Source organism: Aeromonas sp. R2-3, from assembly GCF_040908375.1.
GTDB classification, from domain to species: domain Bacteria; phylum Pseudomonadota; class Gammaproteobacteria; order Enterobacterales; family Aeromonadaceae; genus Aeromonas; species Aeromonas veronii.
Genome location: NZ_JBFODP010000030.1, coordinates 141,957 through 163,296, shown reverse-complemented (window position 1 = coordinate 163,296; position 21,340 = coordinate 141,957). Strand labels below are relative to the sequence as shown.

The 21,340-nt window shown below is 61.4% G+C and carries 17 protein-coding genes; 11 read left to right on the top strand and 6 right to left on the bottom strand.

Going from position 1 to position 21,340, the window contains the following annotated elements; all coding sequences use genetic code 11:
• Nucleotides 1–17 precede the first annotated feature (17 nt).
• The 4 genes from AB5Z02_RS15910 to AB5Z02_RS15895 all read left to right on the top strand — a co-directional run bounded on the left by AB5Z02_RS15910 (nucleotide 18) and on the right by AB5Z02_RS15895 (nucleotide 4,911).
• Nucleotides 18–1,037, top strand: coding sequence for a glycosyltransferase family 2 protein (locus AB5Z02_RS15910; protein WP_005338462.1), 1,020 nt, complete (start codon nucleotides 18–20; stop codon nucleotides 1,035–1,037).
• Nucleotides 1,034–1,405: a GtrA family protein gene (locus tag AB5Z02_RS15905; protein WP_005338463.1), complete on the top strand. Its 372-nt coding sequence runs from the start codon at nucleotides 1,034–1,036 to the stop codon at nucleotides 1,403–1,405. Before AB5Z02_RS15910 ends, AB5Z02_RS15905 begins: the two co-directional genes overlap by 4 nt.
• On the top strand, nucleotides 1,405–2,571 hold the full coding sequence (locus tag AB5Z02_RS15900) for a hypothetical protein (protein WP_005338464.1): 1,167 nt from the start codon (nucleotides 1,405–1,407) through the stop codon (nucleotides 2,569–2,571). The genes AB5Z02_RS15905 and AB5Z02_RS15900 overlap by 1 nt, the downstream gene beginning before the upstream one ends.
• A gap of 228 nt (nucleotides 2,572–2,799) precedes the next feature.
• On the top strand, nucleotides 2,800–4,911 hold the full coding sequence (locus tag AB5Z02_RS15895) for an alpha-amylase (RefSeq protein ID WP_368216438.1): 2,112 nt from the start codon (nucleotides 2,800–2,802) through the stop codon (nucleotides 4,909–4,911).
• Between the two features lie 75 nt (nucleotides 4,912–4,986).
• Here the strand turns inward: AB5Z02_RS15895 and AB5Z02_RS15890 are convergent, their stop codons facing one another.
• Complete coding sequence (locus AB5Z02_RS15890) at nucleotides 4,987–5,613, bottom strand: glutathione S-transferase (RefSeq protein ID WP_368216436.1); 627 nt, start codon at nucleotides 5,611–5,613, stop codon at nucleotides 4,987–4,989.
• A 170-nt stretch (nucleotides 5,614–5,783) separates the two neighbouring features.
• Here AB5Z02_RS15890 and AB5Z02_RS15885 point away from each other — a divergent pair, with 170 nt between their 5' ends.
• The 4 genes from AB5Z02_RS15885 (at nucleotide 5,784) to AB5Z02_RS15870 (ending at nucleotide 9,357) form a co-directional block, all read left to right on the top strand.
• Nucleotides 5,784–6,428, top strand: coding sequence for a response regulator transcription factor (locus AB5Z02_RS15885; RefSeq protein ID WP_100654298.1), 645 nt, complete (start codon nucleotides 5,784–5,786; stop codon nucleotides 6,426–6,428).
• 113 nt (nucleotides 6,429–6,541) lie between these two features.
• A complete protein-coding gene (locus AB5Z02_RS15880) occupies nucleotides 6,542–7,138 on the top strand; it encodes a TetR/AcrR family transcriptional regulator (protein WP_368216434.1) in 597 nt (198 codons plus the stop codon).
• An 82-nt stretch (nucleotides 7,139–7,220) separates the two neighbouring features.
• The gene (locus AB5Z02_RS15875) at nucleotides 7,221–8,099 is read left to right on the top strand and encodes an alpha/beta hydrolase (protein WP_368216432.1); all 879 of its coding nucleotides are present in this window, start codon (nucleotides 7,221–7,223) and stop codon (nucleotides 8,097–8,099) included.
• Between the two features lie 112 nt (nucleotides 8,100–8,211).
• Complete coding sequence (locus AB5Z02_RS15870; protein WP_005347843.1) at nucleotides 8,212–9,357, top strand: patatin-like phospholipase family protein; 1,146 nt, start codon at nucleotides 8,212–8,214, stop codon at nucleotides 9,355–9,357.
• Between the two features lie 28 nt (nucleotides 9,358–9,385).
• On the opposite strand, the gene AB5Z02_RS15865 is transcribed toward AB5Z02_RS15870, so the two are convergent.
• Nucleotides 9,386–11,338 (bottom strand): monovalent cation:proton antiporter family protein, encoded by a 1,953-nt coding sequence (locus AB5Z02_RS15865; RefSeq protein ID WP_162518402.1) that lies wholly within the window; start codon nucleotides 11,336–11,338, stop codon nucleotides 9,386–9,388.
• Nucleotides 11,339–11,456: 118 nt separating this feature from the next.
• On the opposite strand from AB5Z02_RS15865, the gene AB5Z02_RS15860 reads away from it, so the two are divergent.
• A complete protein-coding gene (locus AB5Z02_RS15860; protein WP_368216430.1) occupies nucleotides 11,457–12,359 on the top strand; it encodes a GGDEF domain-containing protein in 903 nt (300 codons plus the stop codon).
• Nucleotides 12,360–12,448: 89 nt separating this feature from the next.
• Here the strand turns inward: AB5Z02_RS15860 and tilS are convergent, their stop codons facing one another.
• The gene (gene tilS / locus AB5Z02_RS15855) at nucleotides 12,449–13,807 is read right to left on the bottom strand and encodes a tRNA lysidine(34) synthetase TilS (protein ID WP_368216429.1); all 1,359 of its coding nucleotides are present in this window, start codon (nucleotides 13,805–13,807) and stop codon (nucleotides 12,449–12,451) included.
• Nucleotides 13,808–13,987: 180 nt separating this feature from the next.
• Between tilS and AB5Z02_RS15850 the strand changes: the two genes are divergently transcribed.
• Together AB5Z02_RS15850 and AB5Z02_RS15845 are read left to right on the top strand one after the other, a co-directional pair.
• Nucleotides 13,988–16,021, top strand: coding sequence for a M13 family metallopeptidase (locus AB5Z02_RS15850; RefSeq protein ID WP_368216427.1), 2,034 nt, complete (start codon nucleotides 13,988–13,990; stop codon nucleotides 16,019–16,021).
• A 58-nt stretch (nucleotides 16,022–16,079) separates the two neighbouring features.
• Nucleotides 16,080–16,517, top strand: a complete 438-nt coding sequence (locus AB5Z02_RS15845) for a PliI family lysozyme inhibitor of I-type lysozyme (RefSeq protein ID WP_040066645.1) — start codon at nucleotides 16,080–16,082, stop codon at nucleotides 16,515–16,517.
• 76 nt (nucleotides 16,518–16,593) lie between these two features.
• Here AB5Z02_RS15845 and pdxY read toward each other — a convergent pair whose 3' ends face one another.
• The 3 genes from pdxY to cadB all read right to left on the bottom strand — a co-directional run bounded on the left by pdxY (nucleotide 16,594) and on the right by cadB (nucleotide 21,092).
• Nucleotides 16,594–17,454: a pyridoxal kinase PdxY gene (gene pdxY / locus AB5Z02_RS15840; RefSeq protein ID WP_368216426.1), complete on the bottom strand. Its 861-nt coding sequence runs from the start codon at nucleotides 17,452–17,454 to the stop codon at nucleotides 16,594–16,596.
• Between the two features lie 93 nt (nucleotides 17,455–17,547).
• The gene (locus tag AB5Z02_RS15835) at nucleotides 17,548–19,680 is read right to left on the bottom strand and encodes a lysine decarboxylase CadA (RefSeq protein ID WP_368216425.1); all 2,133 of its coding nucleotides are present in this window, start codon (nucleotides 19,678–19,680) and stop codon (nucleotides 17,548–17,550) included.
• A 77-nt stretch (nucleotides 19,681–19,757) separates the two neighbouring features.
• Nucleotides 19,758–21,092 carry a cadaverine/lysine antiporter gene (cadB, locus tag AB5Z02_RS15830; protein WP_042079861.1) on the bottom strand — a complete coding sequence of 445 codons (1,335 nt, stop codon included), beginning with the start codon at nucleotides 21,090–21,092 and terminating at the stop codon, nucleotides 19,758–19,760.
• Nucleotides 21,093–21,340 lie beyond the last annotated feature (248 nt).

The following is a 21,340-nucleotide window of genomic DNA, read 5'->3' as shown; positions in this document are numbered from 1 at the left end:
CAAATAAGGACGTTCTTATGTCGCATCCAGATTTTCGACTCTCTCTGGTCGTTCCCGTTTACAACGAGGAAGAGAGCATCGATGCCTTCATCAACGCGATAGACAACGAACTGGCCCCGCTGAAAGACCAGCTTGAAATTGTATTCGTCAACGATGGCAGCCGTGACCGCACCCGTGAAGTGGTCGAGCAGGCCATCGCGCGTGACCCGCGCGTTACCCTGGTCAATCTGGCACGCAACTTCGGTAAAGAAGCCGCCTTGACCGCCGGTCTGCATCAGGCCAAAGGGGATGCCATCGTGCCGATGGACGTGGATCTGCAAGACCCGCCCGCCCTGATCCTGGAGTTCGTCAAACTGTGGCAGACCGGTGACTATGACACCGTCTACGGCATCCGCGTCGATCGCAGCGCCGATACCCCGATGAAGCGCCTGACTGCCGGTGGCTTCTACCGCTTCTTCAACGCCCTCTCCACCAGCACCAAGCTGCCGGAAAACGCCGGTGACTTCCGCCTGATCGACCGTCGCGTGGTCGAGGCGATCAAGCTGCTGCCGGAGCGCAACCGCTTCATGAAGGGTCTGTTTGCCTGGGCCGGTTTCCGTGCCGTTGGCGTCCCCTACGAGCGCCCGGCCCGTCACGCCGGTGAAACCAAGTTCAACTACTGGAAACTGTGGAACTTCGCGCTCGACGGTCTGCTCAGCTTCTCCAGCTGGCCGCTGCGGGTCTGGAGCTATGTGGGTGTCGGCGTCTCCTTCGTCGCCTTCCTCTACATCCTCAAGATCGTGACCCAGGTGGTTTTCTTCGGCATCGACGTACCCGGTTACGCCTCCCTGATGTCCGTAGTGCTGTTCCTCGGCGGTATCCAGCTGTTGTCGCTCGGCATCATCGGCGAGTACATCGGCCGCATGTTCGTGGAAGTGAAACAGCGCCCGGTCTACCTCATTGAAGGGGTCTATGGCCAGTATGCCAAGCAGGATGCGGCCAAACCGCAGAGCGCTGACAGCAACCCGCAAGAGCAGCAGGAGCAAGCGCCTCAATGATCTCCCGCGAGGAATTCTGGCGGCTGGTACGTTTCGGTTTTGTCGGCGGGGGAGCTACCCTCGTCGACCTTGGCACCTCCATCGCACTGTTTCATACCTGGCCCACCATCTCGGAGCACCTGGTTACCACGCTGGCTTTTGCCATCGCGTTCTGGTTCTCCTTCTTTGGTCACCGCTACATCACCTTCCAGAAGCAGGGAGCCGCCAGCAAGTTTCTGCTGGTCGCCCTCTTCTCGCTGGCGGTGCGTAACCTGATCCTGAGCGGCCTGCTGTTTGCGGGGCTCTCCGGTCTGCTGCCGGTGGTCATCGCCACCCTGACCGTTACCGTCCTCACTTACGTTCTCTCTCGCGTCTGGGTTTTTGCCTGATGAATGATATGACCAATACTGCCCCGCTAACCGGGGCTGCACTCCCCTATCGCCCGTCACTGCGCATCAGCGGTCGTGACTGGCTGATGATCATCGCCGCCTTCATGCTGAGCCGGGTGGCGCTGTATGGCATGGGCTACTTCGGTGTCCAGCTCTATGGCTCCCCCGACATCGGCCCGCTGCAGGCCTATTGTCAGTTCGACTGCGTCTGGTTCCAACGCATCATCGAGAACGGCTACGATCTCTACCCCCGCTGGCTGAGCAAGGGCAATGCGGCCAACTGGGCCTTTATGCCGCTCTATCCGATGGTCTCCGGTGCCATCTCCAACCTGTTCAATGTCGAGAGCCTGATCGGCCTCATCATTGTTACCAATATCTCCTTCTTCGCCAGCCTGCCGCTGATGCTGCTGGTGCTGCGGCAGCTCAAGCTGGGGGATGATACCGCCCGCTTCGGCGTCTGGCTGCTCGCCTTCTCCCCCTTCTCCGCCTACTTCGTCTCCGGTTATACCGAGTCGACCTTTATGGCGCTGATGCTGGGGATGTTCCTGTTCGCCTATCGGGAGCAGTGGCTGATGGTGGCCGTGCTGGGGGTCTGTATCTCCGCCACCCGCAACCTGGGGGTGATGATGGTCTTCCCGGTGCTGATCCTGGCGCTGCAAGCCTACGGCTGGCGGGAATTTTTCCGCTTTACCGAGCGCGCCTTCAAGGTGGTGTTCACCCTCTGGATGATCCCGTTTGGCCTGTTTGCCTACATGGTCTACCTCTATCACCTGACCGGCGATGCTTTCGCCTTCAAGCACATTCAGGTGGCGTGGGGTCGCTACATGGACAGCCCGCTGGACTGGTGGCTGAGCGGTTTCGAGCTGGGCGGCCGCAAGGCTTACCTCTCCATCATGGTGATCTTCGGCTGGTGCCTGAACGGCTACCTGTTCAGCCAGAAACGCTGGGCCGAAGCGACCCTGATGTTCATCTGCTGCACCATCCCGCTGATGACCGGCCTCAACGCCATGCCACGCTACATGTTCGGGCTCTACCCGACCCTGCTGGCCATCATTCTGCTGACCCATCGCTGGCCAGCCATCCGCCCGGCGGTGCTCTGCATCAGCGGCATGGTGGCTTCCTTCATCGCGGTGGCCTTCGTCAACTTCAAGTTTTTCACCGTCTGATGTGACGACAATGCCTGATACACCAAATGCCGGTCACCTGACCGGCATTTTTTATGGCCGCTATTTTTATCGACAGAGCCTCCCATCTCCTCTCCGTCACACTTTCCTCGGCTTGAAAACGTAACCATTCGAACTGAAGTCACAAATCGGCATTTTGCCGATCCAAGGCGCGCTTTGCTGCTCCTAGAATGGGCCCTTGTCCGAACTGCCCTGCTCAAGGAATGGCTTATGCGTCGTGCTCATCACTTATCCCCTCTCTGGCTTGCCCTGCTGGCCGCCCCTCTGTTCATCCAACAGGCGATGGCCGCCCCCGAGGTTCGCCTCTATGTGGATGGTCAACCGGTGGCGACCCCGATCGTGCTGGACAAGGGCACGGTGGAGCTGACCCACACCCTTGCCAAGGGGAGCCACCAGATCCGCATCAGCGACGCAGACAATAGTTGCGGTACCAGCTTTGGCCCGAGCGAGAGCAAGCCGCTCCCCTTCGGCACCGCCCAGCCCATGGACAAATGCAGCAAGGATCAGAGCTTTACCCTTCGGGTGATGCTGGCCGGGGAGTATCAGTTCACCTTCAACCCGGATACCCCCAGCCTCAAGGTGCTGCGGGCGACCAAGAAGAGCGAATTCAAACGCCAGCCACCAGAAGAGCCCTGCATCAGCTGGGATGGCGGCCCGGTCACGATATCCCTGAAAGGGGTTTGGCCCGAGGGTACCCGACTGAGGGATGCCTACTCGAAACAGGAGGCGGTGGTCAAACAGGGCAAACTGACCCTGACCCCGAGCAAAGAGAGCGGCGGCCTGCTGCTGCTCGAGCCGGTCAAGGCAGCCAAGCCAGCACCATTCAGCTGGGATCAGGCGAGCGTCTATTTTCTGCTGACCGATCGCTTCCACAATGGTGACCCCGCCAACGACCACAGCTTCGGCCGCCAGAAGGATGGTCAAGACGAGGTGGCCACCTGGCACGGCGGCGACTTCAAGGGGCTGACCGAGAAGCTCGACTACATCAAGAGCCTCGGCATGAACGCCATCTGGATCACCCCCATGGTGGAGCAGGTTCACGGCTTTATCGGCGGTGGTGAGCAGGGCAACTTCCCCTTCTACGCCTACCACGGCTACTGGGCGCTCGACTTCACCAAGATTGACCCCAACTACGGCGATGAAGAGAGCCTGAAAACCCTGGTGGACGAGGCCCACAAGCGCGGCATGCGGATCATCCTCGACGTGGTGATGAACCACGCCGGTTACGCCACCCTCGCCGACTTGCAGGATTTGGGGCTCACCGAACTGACCCAGTACAGCGGCAAACTGCCGACCGTCTGGAACCAGTGGCGCCCGAGCGGCGGCCTTAACTGGCATGGCTACAACCAGTTCATCGACTATCAATCACCCGCGTGGAACAAGTGGTGGAGTGGTGACTGGGTGCGCGCCGGTCTGCCCGGCTACCCGCAGCCCGGCACCGACGATGTCACCGGCTCGGTGGCGGGGCTGCCGGACTTTCTCACCGAATCGACCAAACCGGTAGGGCTGCCGCCGTTGCTGGCGGCGAAAAAAGATACCCTTGCCAAGGCGCTACCCGACGCTACCGTGAGCGACTACCTGATCGCCTGGCACACCGACTGGGTGCGCCGCTTTGGCATCGACGGCTTCCGCGCCGACACCGTCAAGCATCTGGAGCCCGAGGTGTGGGCCAAGCTCAAACAGGCGGGCACCGCTGCGCTCAAGGAGTGGAAGACTGCGAACCCGGGCAAGGCCCTCGACGATCTGCCCTTCTACATGGTGGGCGAGGTGTGGGATCACGGGGTAGCCAAGGATTTCTGGTATCAGAACGGTTTCGATTCCCTGATCAACTTCGACTATCAGCGCGAGTTCGCACTGTCACAGGCCCAGTGCATGGCCAGCGCCGAGCCCACCTATGCCAGCTACGCCAGCCGTATCAATCAGGATCCCGAGTTCAACGTGTTGAGCTACATCAGCTCCCACGACACCAAGCTGTTCTTTGGCGACTATCAGGATGTGCCGCTACAGCGCCGGGTCGCCAACAGCTTTATGCTGCTGCCGGGCGGCATCCAGCTCTACTATGGCGACGAGTCCGGCCGGGGGCTGGCCAAAGATGGCGGGGTGTTCGATCAGGCGTTGCGCTCGGACATGAACTGGCAGGAGCTGGCCAGCGGTGACAAAGCTGAGCTGGTCAAGCACTGGCAGCAACTGGGCCAGTTCCGCGCCGCCCATCCGGCCATTGCGGCAGGCAGCCACCAGAAACTCTCGGATGCCCCCTACGCCTTCGTGCGGGAGAAGGGGGATGACAAGGTAGTGGTGGTCTTTGCCGGTCGGCAGAAGTAACTCTTGGGCCATATATACCAGCAACAGAGAGGGGAGCCACTGGCTCCCCTCTCTCGTTTATCTATCTGCCAAGGCTCACTGTGACAGGCGCGCCGCCACCGGCCACTGCAACCGCGCCTTGAGCAGGGTCTCCTGCCACAGAGGCCAAGAAAGCAGCGCCTGCTGATAGGCTCCGGCCTGACCGGGCAACAGGATGCCGTAGCTGGCCAGCCGATAGGCCATCACCGCATAGAAGGCATCGACAATGCCCGCCTCGCCAAAGTAGAAGGGGCCCCGCGTCTGCGACCAGATCTCCTGCAAACGGGCCAGCTCACCGACCGCCTCCACCGGGGGATCGATACGGGTTGGCGCCCCAAGAAAGAAGGGGAGCAGAGAACGGATCTGCCGAAATCCCGCGTGCAACTCGGCGCAGAGGCTGCGAGCCAGTGCCCGCTCGGCCAGCGAAACAGGATAGAGCTGGCGGTCGGGACAGAGCTCGTGAACATATTCGGCGATGGCCAGCGAGTCGTGAACCCGCACGCCATCGTGTTCGAGCCAGGGCACCAGACCGGCCGGTGCCAGCCGCTTGAGCCGCGCCAGCGACTTGGCATCCTCCAGATCGAACACCTGCTCCTGCCACGTCAGCCCGCTCATGGCGAGCACTAGTGCCGCCCGCATCGCCCAGGTGGAGCCGGTGCTCACCGCCAATACCAAGGATCCCATCTGTTGCCTCCTGCATGAGTTGCCTGCGACCGGCCGATCTGCCCTGATGGCAAAACATCCGATGGTCGCTTCACATTTGCGCACCGGCGGGTTTGACCCTCTTGGTGAGCGATGCTAGTTTGATTTTTCAAAACAATCAGTTAGCAACAATGTGAGCCATTAACCGAAATATGGACAGCCAATTTACCATCGTCATCGCAGATGACCACCCCCTGTTTCGGGGCGCCCTTTACCAAGCGGTGCACATGGCCATCAACGACGCTCAATTGCTGGAAGCGGACTCCATCGACAGCCTGACCAACCTGCTCGGCGAGCACCCCGAAGTTGACCTGTTGCTGCTCGATCTCAAGATGCCGGGGGCCAATGGCTTCGAGGGGCTGGCCCACCTGCGCGGCCAGTATCCCGACCTGCCCATCGTGGTGGTCTCCGCCTCGGAAGATGCGGCCATCATCCAGCAGGTGTTGCGGCTCGGAGCGCTCGGCTTCATTCCCAAGTCGGTGCCGATGAAGGAGCTGGTCAATGCCCTCAATACGGTGATCGGGGGGGATAACTGGGTGCCGGAAGGCATCTCGCTCCATCCCGAATCGGAAGATGGCCCCGATTTCGCCAGCAAGCTGGCCAGCCTCACCCCCCAGCAGTACAAGGTGCTGATCATGCTGCGCGATGGCAGCCTCAACAAACAGATCGCCTGGGAGCTCAACGTCTCCGAGGCCACCATCAAGGCCCATATCACCGCCATCTTCAGAAAACTTGGGGTCAAGAACCGCACTCAGGCGGTCATCGCCCTGCAACAGCTCGATATCAAGGAGAACTGACCCCCGCGCGCAGTGACACGCGGGAGACGACATAGCCAGCCATGCTGGCTATTTGTTGCTCGACAATTAGCACGATCGTACTTTATGCTGCCAGCGCCAACGAGGAGAGAGTGATGAGCAAGGGGCGCCTGACCCGGGAAAACATTTTGCAGACCGCCTTTGAGCAGGCGAGCCAGCAAGGGCTGGAGAGCCTGACCATAGGCTCGCTGGCCAGCGCCTGCGAGATGTCGAAAAGCGGCCTGTTTGCCCACTTTCAATCCCGCGACAATCTGCAGATCGCCGTGCTGGAGTACGCCGCCGAGGTGTTTCGGCTACGGGTGATCCAGCCGGTACGCCAGCAGGAGCACCAGAGCCAGCACGACAAGCTGATCGCCCTGCTGCGCGCCTGGCAGGCCTGGAACCACTGCTTTGCCGGACGCTGCATGTTTCTCGACGCCTGGACCTCGGCGCAGGATGGCCATGAGCAAGAGAGCCAGGTGCAGCAAGCCGCCCGGCAACTGGTGCGCTTCTGGCTCGACTATCTGGCACGTCAGGTGGTGCAGGGGCAGGCCGCTGGTGAGTGGCGACGGGAGATGGATCCCTGGCGCGCCGTTTATCGCCTCTATGGCCTCTATCTGGCGGATCAGGTGTTCAACGATCTCGAACTGTGTCAGGATCCGGCCCGCCACTTCTGGCCCGAGGTGGACGCTCTGCTGAGCAGCTGGCGCTGATGTTTTGGCATCCGTTCAACACTAATTTTTAAAAACCAACAAAAAAGCACGACCGTTCGCACATAAAAACCACAGGATGACCATGAGCAGCAAGATCTACTTCAACACCCGCCGCTTCAGCCCGAGCAAATGGCTGCTGGGGATCGGCACCCGGTTGCACCACAGACTCGCCCCCACCCATGCCAAGCGCACCGCCAGCAAGTTGCTGCTCACCCCCCAGCGCAACCAGCGGAATGCCCACGAGCCAGCGGGCCTGGTGAAGCAGGCCGTCCATACCAGCGAAGGGGTATTGATGAGCTATCGGCTCGGTCAGGGGCCGCTGTGGCTGCTGATGCACGGCTGGTCCGGCAGCGCCAGCCAGTTCTATCCGCTGATGAGCCAAATCGCCGCGCAGGGTTTCACCGCCATTGCCTACGATCATCCGGCCCACGGCCAGAGCGCAGGCAACACTGGCCACCTGCCCCGCTTCGTACGCGCCTTCGACGAACTGGTGACCAAGCTGGCCAGCGAAGTAGGCCCGCTGCACGGGGTCATCGCCCACAGCATGGGAGGCGCCGTCACCCTCTCCAGCCGTCAGCCGGGTATCGATACCCTGCCGCTGCTGTTGATTTCGCCGGTGCTCGACTATGTGCCCCAGCTCTACGGCATGGTGGCGCGCTCCGGCTACTCCATCCGGTTGTTCGATGCGGTGGTCAAGGAGATTGAGCAGGAGTACCAGCACCCCTTGAGCACGGTCGATCCACTGGGTCGCCTCGCCAGTCGCAGCGGCGCGGCGATAATCGTGCACGACGAGGAGGACAGGTTTGCCCCGCACGGCGATTCCTTGCGGGCCAGTCAGGATGGTCATACCCGGCTGGTGAGCACCCGGGGACTGGGCCACGGTCGCATCCTCGCCAGCGCTCCGGTATTCGCCGCCTTTGATCAGCTGGCACGGCCGGAAAATCCCCAGCGGGCCCTTTGAAAAGCGGCCATGAAAAAAACGGGCGAGCGCCCGTTTTTATATTTGATACAGCGCCTTATAGTTAACTTGTCAGTGGGAACATTCTTGTCAGAACACGATAAGGCGCCAGCATATGGCCAGACCCAATACAGCGTTGTTGCTCACCGGTGGCGGTGCTCGCGCCGCCTATCAGGTCGGCGCCCTCAAGGCGATTGCGGAGCTCTACCCGCGCAATCTCGGCATCCCTTTTCCCATCCTTTGCGGCACCTCGGCGGGGGCTATCAATGTCACCGCGCTCGCCTGCTACGCCTCCTGCTTCCATCTGGGGGTGCGCAAGCTGGAGTGGGTCTGGCGCCGTTTCGAGACTCACCACATCTTCGATTTTCACCCGGGGCGCCTGCTGTGGCGGTTGATGTACGAAGGGTCGGCAGGGCTGATCAATCCCCACACCAACCACGCCTTTCACCTCTTTGACAACGCGCCGCTGCACCGCCTGCTGGATCAGCTCATCGACTATCACCGCATCGATGACAACATCCTCTACGGCAGTCTGGAGGCGCTGGCTATCACGGCATCGGATTACGATGACGGCCTCTCCACCACCTTCTTTCAAGGGCGAGCCGACCACCATCCTTGGGAGCGAGCCAGACGGCGCGGGGTACGCACCGTGCTTACATCGGAGCACCTGCTCGCCTCCTCGGCGCTCCCCTTCGTCTTTCCGGCCACCCGGATCGGCGAGAAGTTCTACGGCGACGGATCCATCCACCAACTGAGCCCGCTCAGCCCCGCCATCCATCTGGGTGCGGAGCGGATCCTGCTGATCACCCTGGATCCGCCAGCCCACTCGGCACCGACCCATCACCACGGCCATCTCACCAGCTCCAATATCGCCAGCCATCTGCTCGATACGGTCTTTACCGACACCCTCAACTCCGATCTGGAGCGGCTATGGCGCATCAACCAGACTCTGGATCTTATCCCTGAGCGGGAGCGCAATCGCCTCAAGCTGAAACGGGTGGAGACCTGCGTGCTAAAACCGAGTCAGGATCTCGACACCATCGCACTGGCCTACCTGCGCAAACTACCGCTAAAGTTGCGCCGCCTGTTGCGGGTGCTGGGCGTGAAGGGGGATGAGACCAGCAGTCTGGCCAGCTTTTTGATGTTCTATCCGGGTTATTGCCAACAGCTGATCAAGCTGGGCTATCAGGACACTCTGAGAGAGCGGGAGAGAGTCGTCGCCTTCCTCGATATCGAAGGGCTACCAAAAGAGCGGGAGTAAAGGGGGCGGCCGATGAGTGCGAGGGGACTCAGCGCCCCTCCAGCAAACGCTGCTCCGCCTGCTCCATCGCCACCACGGTACCAAACAGGATCAGCCGGTCACCGGCCGCCAGCACCAGCTCGGGTCTGGGCTCCAGACTCTGATTCCCGCGCTGCACCTCCTTGATCCGCACCTCATCGAGCGGCAGCTCGCGCACTTCACGGCCTACCGCCCACGCCTGATCGTGCAGCAACAGCGGATGGAGGCGTTCAAGCAGCTGATCCGCCTCCAGATTGCTGGCGCTTTGATCCCCCCAGTAGAAGCCGTGCAGGAAGCGATACTGACTGCTGCGCTCCAGCTCCATCCGGCGGATCACCCGACCGATGGGGATATCGCAATTGAGCAGCAGGTGGGAGACCAGCATCAGGGCCCCCTCCTGGGATTCGGGGATCACCTCGAAGGCCCCCGCCTGCTTGTACTGCTCCAGAAAGCTGTCATCCCGGGTGCGCACCAGCACCTTGAGCTCCCCCGCCAGTTCGCGGATCAGTGCCAGCATCGCCTCCACCCGCTTGCGATCATCAAAGGTGATGATCACCAGCCGTGCCCGCAACAACCCGGCGGCCAGCAGAATATCGCGGCGGCTGGCGTCGCCGAAGGCCACCTGCTCCCCCGCCAGCTTGGCCTCGCTCACCCGCTCGGGGTCGAGGTCTAGGGCCAGAAAGGGGATCTCCTCGATCTTGAGAAAGCGGGCACAGGTCTGCCCCGCCCGGCCAAACCCGGCAATGATGACGTGCTGGTTTTTGCTCAGTCCCGACTGGGCGACTTCGGAGCGGGTCAGCAACGCAGGATCGGTGAGGCTGCGAGCCAGCGAATGGGCCTGGGTCACCAGCCAGGGAGTCATGGCGATGGAGATGATGCCGATGCCGATCAGCAGGGAGACCAGTTGCTGATCCAGCAAGCCGTGGTGCAGTGCCAGTGCCAGCAGCACGAAGCCAAACTCTCCCACCTGACTGAGCATGATGCCGGCGGCCATGCTGTCGCGCTTGCGCTCCCCCATCAGCCGCCCGGCCAGCAGCACCAGAAGAGATTTGCACAGCACCAGCAGCACAACGCAGATCAGTACCTGCCACCAAGCCCGCGCCACCAGCTCCCACTCCATGGCCATGCCGATGGTGATAAAGAAGAGCCCCATCAGCACGTCGCGAAAGGGCTTGATGTCCACCTCCAGCTGATGACGGTAGTGGGACTCCCCCAGCATCATCCCCGCCAGAAACGCCCCCAGCGCCATCGACAGCCCCAGTGAATGGGTCATGTAGGCAGCCAGCAGCGCCACCAGCAGGGCACTCAGCACGAACAACTCGTCGGAGCGGGCTCGCGCCACCTCGTGAAACAGCAGCGGCAGCAACCACTTGCCCACCGCAAGCAGAGTGAAGAGAGCAAACAGCCCCTTGAGGGTGGCCCAGGCGATCTCGGCGGCCAGGGCGCTCCCCTGCACTTCCGGCTGGGCGAGGATAGGGATCATCACCAGCAGGGGCACCACCGCCAGATCCTGAAACAGCAGCACGCTCACCCCCAGCTGGGCGCGGCGGGTATGGAGCTGCTTCTGCTCGCCGAGCTGCTTGATCACCACCGCCGTCGACGACAGAGCAAGCGTCCCCGCCACCACCAGCGACTGGGCCAGACCCAGCCCCCACCACCAGCCGATGGCGAAAAAGAGCAGTGACGTGAGCAGCACCTGCAACATCCCCACCCCCAGCACCAACCGGCGCATCGCCAGCAATTTCGGCAGGGAGAACTCCAGCCCCAGCGAGAACATCAGAAAGACGATCCCGAGCTCGGCAATGGTCTGCATGATCGACTGGCCGGTGATCACCGCCAGCCCGTGGGGGCCGAGCAAGACGCCGGCAATCAGGTAGGCAAGGATGACCGGCAAGCCAAGGCGCCGGAAAGTTGCCACCAGCAGAACGGCGGCGAACAGCAGGATCAACAGGTCGGTGTACAAATTTTCCTCTCCTTTTATCGACTTAAGCTTAGTCAGCCGATCTGGCGGGCAGGAAAGATATATTGGGCATGCCAATTGCAGGGAGGAGACAGTAGTCAGGTGTTACAGGTGGAAGACCATGGAAAATACGTCGTCACTTAATGGCTTTAGCCATGGCATCGAGCAGTGGGTTCGCCAGATGGAGCGGCTCACGCCGTTGCCCAGCGTTGAACGCAACCAGTTGCTCGAGCAGTTGTTGGGGCAGAGCGATCTCGGCGGTCTGCTGACAACTTTTGCCGATCGTGCGGCAAGAATTGTCAGGATCCACGGTCTCTACCTCGATTGTGGCCAGCCCCATGTGCTGATCCAGCACCCGCCGCTGGCCACCCTCAACCTGCACAACTATCCGTTCGAGCTGCGCGGTCAGCATGGCCAGCTGCTCGGCCAGCTTCACTACGAGCTGGAATATCCGCTGAGCGGCAGTCAGCAACGGGTACTGATGCAATACCATCAGCTGCTCTGCCTGCTGCTCCCCCTCTATCTGCGGCTGGAAAAACTGGATCAGCTGGTCCGGCTCGATCACCTGACCGGCCTTGGCAACCGCTCCTACTTTGACGAGGCCATCGGCCGCGCCATCGAGCAGCACAGCCGCGAGCCCCACGGTCTGGTGCTGGTGCTGCTGGATCTCGATCGCTTCAAGCAGATCAATGACACCTGGGGCCATCCGGTGGGGGATCTGGTGCTGAGTCGCTTCGCCCAGTTGCTCAAGGGGTGCATCCGCAGCACGGATCAAGCCTTCCGGCTCGGGGGAGATGAATTTGCCCTGCTGCTGCAACCGGCCGAACCCGAGGCGTGGCGCCCGGTCTGGCTGCGACTGCAGCATATGTTGATGACCAACAAAGAGCTCAGCACCTTCTCGGTCGGATGCAGCCTTGGCGCCGCCAGCTGGCAATCCGGGGTCGATGTGCCGAGCCTCTACGAGGCGGCCGACAGTCACCTCTACGCCCGCAAGAAAGCAGGCAAGGCCAGCCCTAACGAATAATCCCGAACTCTTCTTTGCTCCGGCACATGCGCGCCATGTGACCGGAGCTTCTTTTTTTGGGGCTAATCCCCCCTCACACCGAGATCACCTCAGGCAAGATCCTGCTCGAGCAGGATGGGGGCTGCACCGCTTCCCTGCCAGTGACAGACCAGCCCGGCCCCCTGTGCCATAAAACCGTCGCAGACAAAGAGCCCCACCACCGCCGCCACCTGCTCGCCATAGTAGAGGATGGGAATGCGCCCCCGCTGCCACGAAGGCACGCCATACTCCTGCAGCAGCTTCTTCATCCGCCGACTACCGATTCGCCCCACCGGTTTGAGGGGGATCCCGGGCGCCACCTGAAAACGCACCGAGAGGGGTTCATCCGCTCGGGGGGGGCGCAGCAGCCCCTCGCCGTGCTCCGCCATGCGCACCACCAGCTCGCCCAACCCGTCCGGCAGGGTCAGCGGCTCGCCCACAATCATCGGCAACACCTGATGACAGGGTTGCAAGTCCGGGCTCACCAGATAGAGCCGCTCCTGAAAACGGCGGCAGCTCTGGCGCCCCCAGTTGAGCTGGGGATTGGCATCGCCGCGCGCCAGCGCTACCTCCTGCCAGAGCCGGGCAAGCTGCTCACGGGATGGCATCTCCCCCCCCTGACGGCGGATCCAGTAGCGCAACAGGTTGTTGCGCCGAGTGGGTGAAAGGGCGTGCAGCGGGCCGATATGGAGTGCCTCCCCCTCGCCCGCCAGCTGCCAGTCGCTCTCGGCCAGCTCGTCCAGCAGCGCCTCCTGCTCGGCGCACAGGGCCATGCTGCGCGCCGCGGTCTGGGCCATGGCGGGCCAGCGCGCCTTGATTTGGGGGATAAGCGTCTGGCGCAAAAAGTTGCGGTCATAGCTCACATCCTGATTGCTCTCATCCTCCACCCAGCCAAAGGGGAGGCTCGACGCCGCCTCGGCCAGCTCGGCGCGACTCATATTGAGCAGCGGCCGCAGCAACAGGCCGCCAGCAAAGGGCTGGCTTGGCAAGATCCCCGCCAGGCCACGCAGACCGGCGCCGCGCTTGAGGGCTAGCAGCAGGGTCTCCAGCTGATCGTCCTGATGGTGGGCGGTGAGCAGCCACTCCCCCTCCGTCATGTGCTCCATCAGCTGCTGGTAGCGCGCCGTGCGCGCCTGCGCCTCCAGACTCTCGCCATTGCCACGGGCCAGAGTCACTCGCTCGACCAGCAGTTCCACCGCCAATTGCTGACACACGGCTTCACAATGAGCGACCCACTCATCGGCATGGGGACTGAGGCCGTGGTGCACGTGCAGGGCGCGAAGCGGCAGGCTGTGCTCGCGGGCATACTGCGCCGCCAGTACCAACAGCAGGGTGGAGTCGAGGCCGCCACTGAAGGCCACCAGCAGACCAGTGGAACCTTCCGGCGCTGGCATAGTCAGACAAAAGCGAGAATAAAGATGAGAAATCATAGGCTTCCCCAAAACGGACCGGCCGATCTTAGCAGAGTCGGGCTTATCAAGCTGCAACCCTGCTGCTAGAGTGAGGCTCGCCCGCCCTCTCCACCAAGCTGGCCGCAAGGCGGTCGCACAACCGGTTGGAGCAAGGAAGATGGGCAGGGAAGCAAACAACCCGAATTGGAATCAAACAAGATGAACAATAAGAAAAGCTTACTGGCCGGCCTGATTGGACTGGCACTGCTGGCTGGCTGCAGTCAGGCACCGCAAGACTCCCCCAAACACTCCGGGCTGGCGCTGGCCAATATGGACACCCAGGTCAAACCCGGCGATGACTTCTTCCGCTACGTCAATGGCAAGTGGCTCGCCACCGCCAAGATCCCTGACGATCGCCCCGCCGATGGCGCCTTCTACATGCTGCGGGACAAATCCCTCGCCGATGTGCGGGTGCTGGTCGAGGGGCTGGCCAAGCAGGAGGCCGCCACCGGCACGCCGACCCAGCAGATCCGCGATCTCTACGCCAGCTATCTGGATCAGGCAGGCCGTGACGCCAGGGGGCTCACCCCGCTGGCACCGGCGCTGGCCGATATCGATCGGATCGGTGATCAGGCCGCGCTGGCCCGTGCCTTTGCCCAGTCGGGCCGCATGGGCGGCGGCGCGCCGTTCGGCATCTGGATCGACGCCGATGCCAAGTCCCCCGACCGCTATGCGGTTTACCTCTATCAAGGTGGACTGGGGCTGCCGGATCGGGACTACTACCTCAAGCAGGATCCCGAGAGTCAGGCCCTGCGCCAGAAGTACCAGCAGCATATCGCCGCCATGCTGAGCCGCCTCGGGGAATCTGACCCGAGCGGCAAGGCCAAGCGGATTCTGGCCCTCGAAACCCGGCTCGCCACCATCCAGTGGGACAACGTCGCCCTGCGGGATCGGGAGAAGAACTACAACAAGCGCCCCGCCAGTGAACTGGCACGGCTCGCCCCTCATCTCGACTGGCAGGCTTATCTCAATGCCGCGGGCATTGCTGGCCAGCCGGAGCTCATCATCGGCCAGCCGACCTATCTGAGCGCGCTGGATCAGGTGATGGCCCAGACCCCCATCGCCGATTGGCAGGCCTACCTCAAGTGGCAACTGCTGACCGACTACGCCCCCTATCTCGACAGCGAGACCGACCGCGCCAACTTCGCCTTCTACGGCACCACATTGAGCGGCACGCCCAAGCAGCGCGCCAGCTGGGAGCGGGCGCTGGGGGTTCTGAACGATCATCTGGGTGAAGCGGTCGGCCAGCTCTATGTGGCCCGCTACTTCCCGCCAGCGGCCAAGGAGCGGATGGAGCAGCTGGTGGAGAACCTGCGCACCGCCTACGGCCAGAGCATCAAGGAGCTCGACTGGATGTCGCCCGAGACCAAGGCACAGGCACTCGAGAAGCTGGCCAAGTTCCGCCCCAAGATCGGCTACCCCGACAAGTGGAAGGATTACAGCGCCATCACCATCAAACCGGATGATCTGGTCGGCAACCTGCAACGCTCGCAAGCCTTTGAATACGCAGACAGTCTGGCGCGCCTCGGCAAGCCGGTCGACCGGGACGAGTGGCACATGTCGCCGCAAACGGTGAACGCCTACTACAACCCGAGCAACAACGAGATCGTCTTCCCGGCGGCCATTTTGCAGCCCCCCTTCTTCGACATGACGGCGGATGATGCGGTCAACTACGGCGCCATCGGCGGGGTCATTGGTCACGAGATGGGCCACGGTTTTGATGATCAGGGGGCCAAATCCGACGGCGACGGCATGATGCGCGACTGGTGGACGCCGCAAGATCTCAAGGAGTTCCGCTTCCGCACCAGCCGGCTGGTGGCCCAGTACAACCGCTTCGAGCCCATCAACGGTCAGTTCGTCAACGGCCAGTTCACCCTGGGGGAGAACATCGGCGATCTCGGTGGTCTCACCATCGCCCACAAGGCCTATGAGCTGTCACTGGATGGCAAGGAGGCGCCGGTGCTGGATGGCTTCACCGGCGAACAGCGCTTCTTCCTCGGCTGGGCGCAGGTGTGGAAGGGGATGTATCGCCCCGAGCTGATGCAGATGCTGCTGCGCTCCGACCCCCACTCGCCGCCCGAGTACCGGGTCAACGGCGTGGTGCCGAACATTCCCGCCTTCTATGAGGCATTCAACATCCAGCCGGGGGACAAGCTCTATCTGCCGCCCCAGAAGCGGGTGAAGATCTGGTAGCAACATCACGGCGGGCTCCCCGGGAGCCCGCACTCAAGAGACAGCAAGAGGTTGCAAGATGAACAGAGCATTGATGATGGCAGGGCTGCTGACCCTGCCGCTGGCGGCACAAGCCGAAGAGGGATTTAGCAAGCAGCTGACCCTCCCCTCCGGGCAGGTGATCCGGGTAGCGCAGGGGGCCGGTGAGCCCGCCTCCATCGGCAGCTATGACGTGCGGCTCTATTCGGGTCAGAACGCCCAATTTCCACTGGATGAGTTTCAGGATGGCAAGGTGATGGCCCGCAACGGCTTTATCCGGGAGCTGAAACTGGTCGATTTGAATGGCGACAAACAGCCCGAGCTGGTGGTCATCATCGAGAGCGCCGGCAGCGGCAGCTATCAGGATGCCGATGCCTACACCGTCAGCCCGCAAGGGGAGCTGGAGATCTTCAATCAGGTCAAGGAGCTGGAGCCCAAAGAGGATGTGGTCAAGGCGCTCAAAAGCCCGCAAGACTAAGCCATCTCCCCGAATCTGAAATATAAAAAGCCCTGATGAACAGGGCTTTGTTGTTTCTGCTGTTGACGTAAATAGCCTAGAGGCGGGTCGCCCGAATGGAGACCTGCGGCAGCGCCATCTCGTGCTGGGCCGCCACCAGTTGCAGCTCGTAAGCCCCCGCCAGCCAGGTCTGGGCCAGTACCGCATCCACGCTGGCGTTGGTAAGTTCGAACGCCGCTACCGGGGTACAACCCGCCAGCAGATTGGCCAGCATGGTGGCGCTCAGCAGATCCCCCACCCCGATGGGGTGGCGGGCAAAAGGGTAGAGAGGGCGGGATAGGTGAAAATCCCCCTCCTCGCACACCAGCAGCATCTCGAAGCGGTCCATGGCAAAGCCGGCCTTGCCCAGATGCTTGACCATCACCAGCTTGACCCCTTGCGCGCGCAGCTGCTGGCACGCCTCGATGGCCTCCGGCACATTGCGGATATCGCGGCCGGTGAGCTGTTCCAGCTCCAGCAGATTGGGGGCCAGCATATCGGCGCAGGCCAGTGCCCGGCTTTTCAGAAAATCGGCGACGCCGGGTGCCACTATGCACCCCTTGTCGGGGTGACCCATCACGGGGTCACAAAAATAGAGGGCGGCCGGATTGAGCGCCTTGAGCCGGGCCACCGCCGCCAGGATCTCCTCCCCCTGTTCGGCCGAGCCGAGGTAGCCGCTCAAGATCGCATCGCACTCGGCCAGCACGCCGATCTCCGCCAGGCCGTTTACCAGCTGACGGATATGGCCGCCGGGCATCACCATCCCCTGCCAGCCTTCGCTGTATTGGGTGTGGTTGGAGAACTGCACCGTGTTCATCGGCCACACCTCGATCCCGAGGCGACGCATGGGAAAAACGGCGGCGCTGTTGCCGGCACAGCCAAAGACTACGTGGGATTGAATGGAGAGCACTCGCTTCATGGTTGGCGACTCACGCAATAAGAACAGGAATTCCGGAGGGAAAAACGGGCCTTGCGGCCCGTTGTTGTCACTTTCGACTGTTGTCACTGTCGATTAACGCAGCACCTTGACGGTGTAGCTGCCATCGGCCTGACGATAGAGGCCGTGGATGTCGGTCTCGAAGCCCGGGTAGTGGGCGCCGATCTCGCACAGCATCTCGAGGAACTCGAGCACTGGCAGAGAATCCTGGGTCACCATCTCGCCCGGCAGAACCAGCGGTACTCCCGGCGGGTACGGCAGGATCATGTTGGCGCTGATGCGGTCCACCATGTCACGCAGCGGCACTTCCACCACGTTGCCGGCCAGCTCCTGCTGCCATGCAGCGTGCGGAGTCATCTTCATCTCCGGCAGTACGTCGAACGCCTTGAACATCAGCTCCGGCAGACGGTACTTGCTGGTCAGCTCGTGAATGCTCTGGGCCAGCTCCTGGATACGCATCCCTTCGTAGAAGCTCGGGTCTTCACGATAGAGGCTCGGCAGGATGCTCTTGATGGTCAGGTTCAAATCGTAACCACGCTTGAACTCGGTCAGGGCGCGCAGCAGCTGCATCGCCTTGGACTGATCGATACCGATGGAGAAGAGGAACAGCATGTTGTAGGGGCCGGTCTTCTCGACCACGATGCCGCGCTCGTCCAGGAACTTGGAGACCAGAGAGGCAGGGATGCCCTTCTCCAGCAGCTGGCCGTCACGACCCATACCCGGAGTCAGCAGAGTGACCTTGATCGGATCCAGGTACATGTGGTTGTCATCGATGTCCTTGAAGCCGTGCCAGTCATCTTTCGGATCCAGCTTCCAGCACTCGACGGTGTCGATGTTGTCCGGCTGCCATACGTCGAAGAACCAGCCTTCGCTCTGATCACGCAGACGCTTGATCTCTTTGCGGAAGGAGATGGCGCGATCGATGGAGTCCTTGATCAGACGCTTGCCGGTGTTGCCACGCATCATGGCAGCAGAGATCTCGGTAGAGGCCACGATGCCGTACTGCGGCGAGGTGGAGGTGTGCATCATGAAGGCTTCGTTGAAGGTCTCTTCCTCCACGTCACCCTTGATGTGGATCATCGAGGCCTGGGAGAAGGCCGCCAGCAGCTTGTGGGTGGACTGGGTTTCATAGAACACCTTGCCCGGCATCGCTTCGCCGCTCATGCCGCACTTGCCTTCATAGATCGGGCTGAAGTTGGTGTAAGGCACCCAGGCACTGTCGAAGTGGATGTAAGGAGTATCCAGCGCTTCCTTAATGAAGGCGGTGTTGTAGAGCAGGCCATCATAGGTGGAGTTGGTGACGACGGCGTAACGGGGAGCCTGGGCACCCGGTGTCGCGGCAACCTTGGCTGCGATGGTGTCGCGGCTGAATTCGCTCTGCGGGATACCACCCAGAATGCCGTAGGCGTTGCGGGTCGGACGGAAGTAGATCGGCGTCACGTCGTTCATCATCATCAGGTGAGTGAGCGACTTGTGGCAGTTGCGGTCAACCAGCACTGTGCTGCCAGCCGGCGCGGAGTACATGCCGACGATCTTGTTGGCAGTGGAGGTGCCGTTGGTAACGATATAGGAGCGATCGGCGTTGAAGGTACGGGCGATGTACTCTTCGGCTTCCTTGTGCGGACCTGAGTGATCCAGCAGGGAGCCCAGCTCCGGCATGGAGATGGAGACGTCGGCCTTGAACGCGTTCGGGCCGTAGAAGTCATAGAAGATGCTGCCGGCCGGGCTCATCTGGAAGGCGGTACCGCCCATGTGACCCGGAGTACAGAAGGTGTATTTACCCTCTTCCACGTACTTGAACAGCGCCTTGGTGAACGGCGGCAGGATGGCGTCCTGATACTCCTGAGTGGCCTGACCCATCTTGAGGGCGATGTCGTCAGCCATGCCAAGACGGTACTCGAAGAAGTGGACGTTCAGACGCAGGTCGGTCAGGTGAATGTCCAGGGTGGACTGGTCGTTGGCGAAGGCGAAGATCGGCAGCTTCTCGTTGCGATCGTGGATCTCCTTGCACAGGCCCAGAGAGTATTTGTCCCAGTCGAAGATGGCGCCGCAAACGCGGGGGTTCTTCTCAATCAGTTTCAGCAGGTCGGCTACGTCGACCGGATAAACAACCTCGAAACCCTTGCGCTCGAGGGAGGCTTGCAGCTGGCGAATGGGTTCTTCTTTAAAGAAAACGCCGAGGTGGTTGAGGATGGCAATGATATTCATCGTAATGCTCCACACGTAAAGGGGCGCTCTCCATCAGGGATGGTGAGTGAAGAGCGCTCGGAAGATAAAAGGGGGAATTAGTTGCTGGGCTGTTCGCTCAGCAGGGCATCGTGCTGACGCAGACCCTGTTTTTTGGCGTAGAACATCAGGATGATGAGCGACACCACGAAGGTAGCGGTAAGGTTGGAACCCTTGGCACCCATCAGGGCCACCAGACAGAAGACACAGGCCACACCGGAGAAGATCATGGCGCCGATGCTGCGGGAGGTCATGCCTTCGAAGCGGATCAGGTTAATGCTGGAGTAGAAGTAGGGCAGCATGGTCAGCAGCACCGCATCTGTGGTCAGCACGTTGAAGAGATCGGCAGCATGAGCGGACTGGGAGGTGAAGGCGGTCAGGCCAATCATCAGGGCAGTCATCTTCAGGGAGCCCAGGATCAGACCCTTCTTGGCTACGCCGTTCTTGTCCACTTCACCGTAGATTTTCGGGAAGTTGCCGTCGTTGGCGGCACGCTTGCCCGCCTCGCCCACCAGCATCATCCAGGAACCGAGCGAGGTGAAGCAGGCCAGGGCGGTGAAGGCAGAAACAAACGGCGCAGACCAGCTACCGAAGATGGCGGAAGAGGCCATGGCAAACGGGGCGCCGGAGGCTGCCACTTCACCGGCCGGGAACATGCCGCTGATCACCTGGGTAGAGAGGATGTAGATAACACCCGCGATACCGGTACCCAGCATGGTAGCGAGCGGTACGGTGCGCTTGGGGTTCTTCACCATGCCGGAAGAGACGGCGGCAGATTCAACACCGACGAAGGACCAGAGGCAGATCAGCACGGCACTGATGACCGCATGCAGGTCGCTGCCGCTGGTGGTGTTCCAGTTCTGGCTGTAGACGGTGGCATCAAAATGACCCCAACCCATCACCGCAGTACCGACCACCGGCAGCAGGATCAGCACAAGACCCAGGGTACAGAGTCGGCTCACCCAACTACCGCCAAGCAGGTTGACGAATGTGAAGATCCAGACGGCAGCGATGGTGGCTGCGGCGGCCGGGATCGGGCTGTTGAGAATGGGGAAGAAGACCGAGAGGTAGGAGACACCGGTAATGGCGATGGCCAGGTTACCGATCCAGTTGGCGTGGTAATAAAGCACACCGGTCTGGAAACCGAACACCGGAGAGATCTCGCCAGCGTAAGCAATGGGGCCACCCTCTTGCGGGTTCTTGGTAGCAAGGCGGGCGAAGACAAAGGCGAGGCCCATGGCGCCTACCAGACAGATTGCCCAGCTAAAGACAGAGATGGAGCCGATGGTGGCCAGTGCCGAAGGCAGCAGCGCAATACCACTCCCCATCATGTTGCCGGCCACCACACCTGTACAGGCGATAAGGCCAATCTTCTTGCTCGTATCTAGGGACATAAGATCTCCGGTTCTATAAAAGGTCGGGTCGTCACATACACATTTGGCGGAACGCCCCGCCAAAGAATGGGCACAGACTAGGCCTCTCATCCCCGGAAAACATAAAGACCAGCTAACGGATAAAAATATGAGGCAACTTTTTTCGCCGCCTCGTCACTTTTGATAAAAACCATTTAAAAACAGTCAATTGACATCAGCCCACACCACTACCCTGATAAAACCTTGATATCCTTCCGCCCCATTTTTGC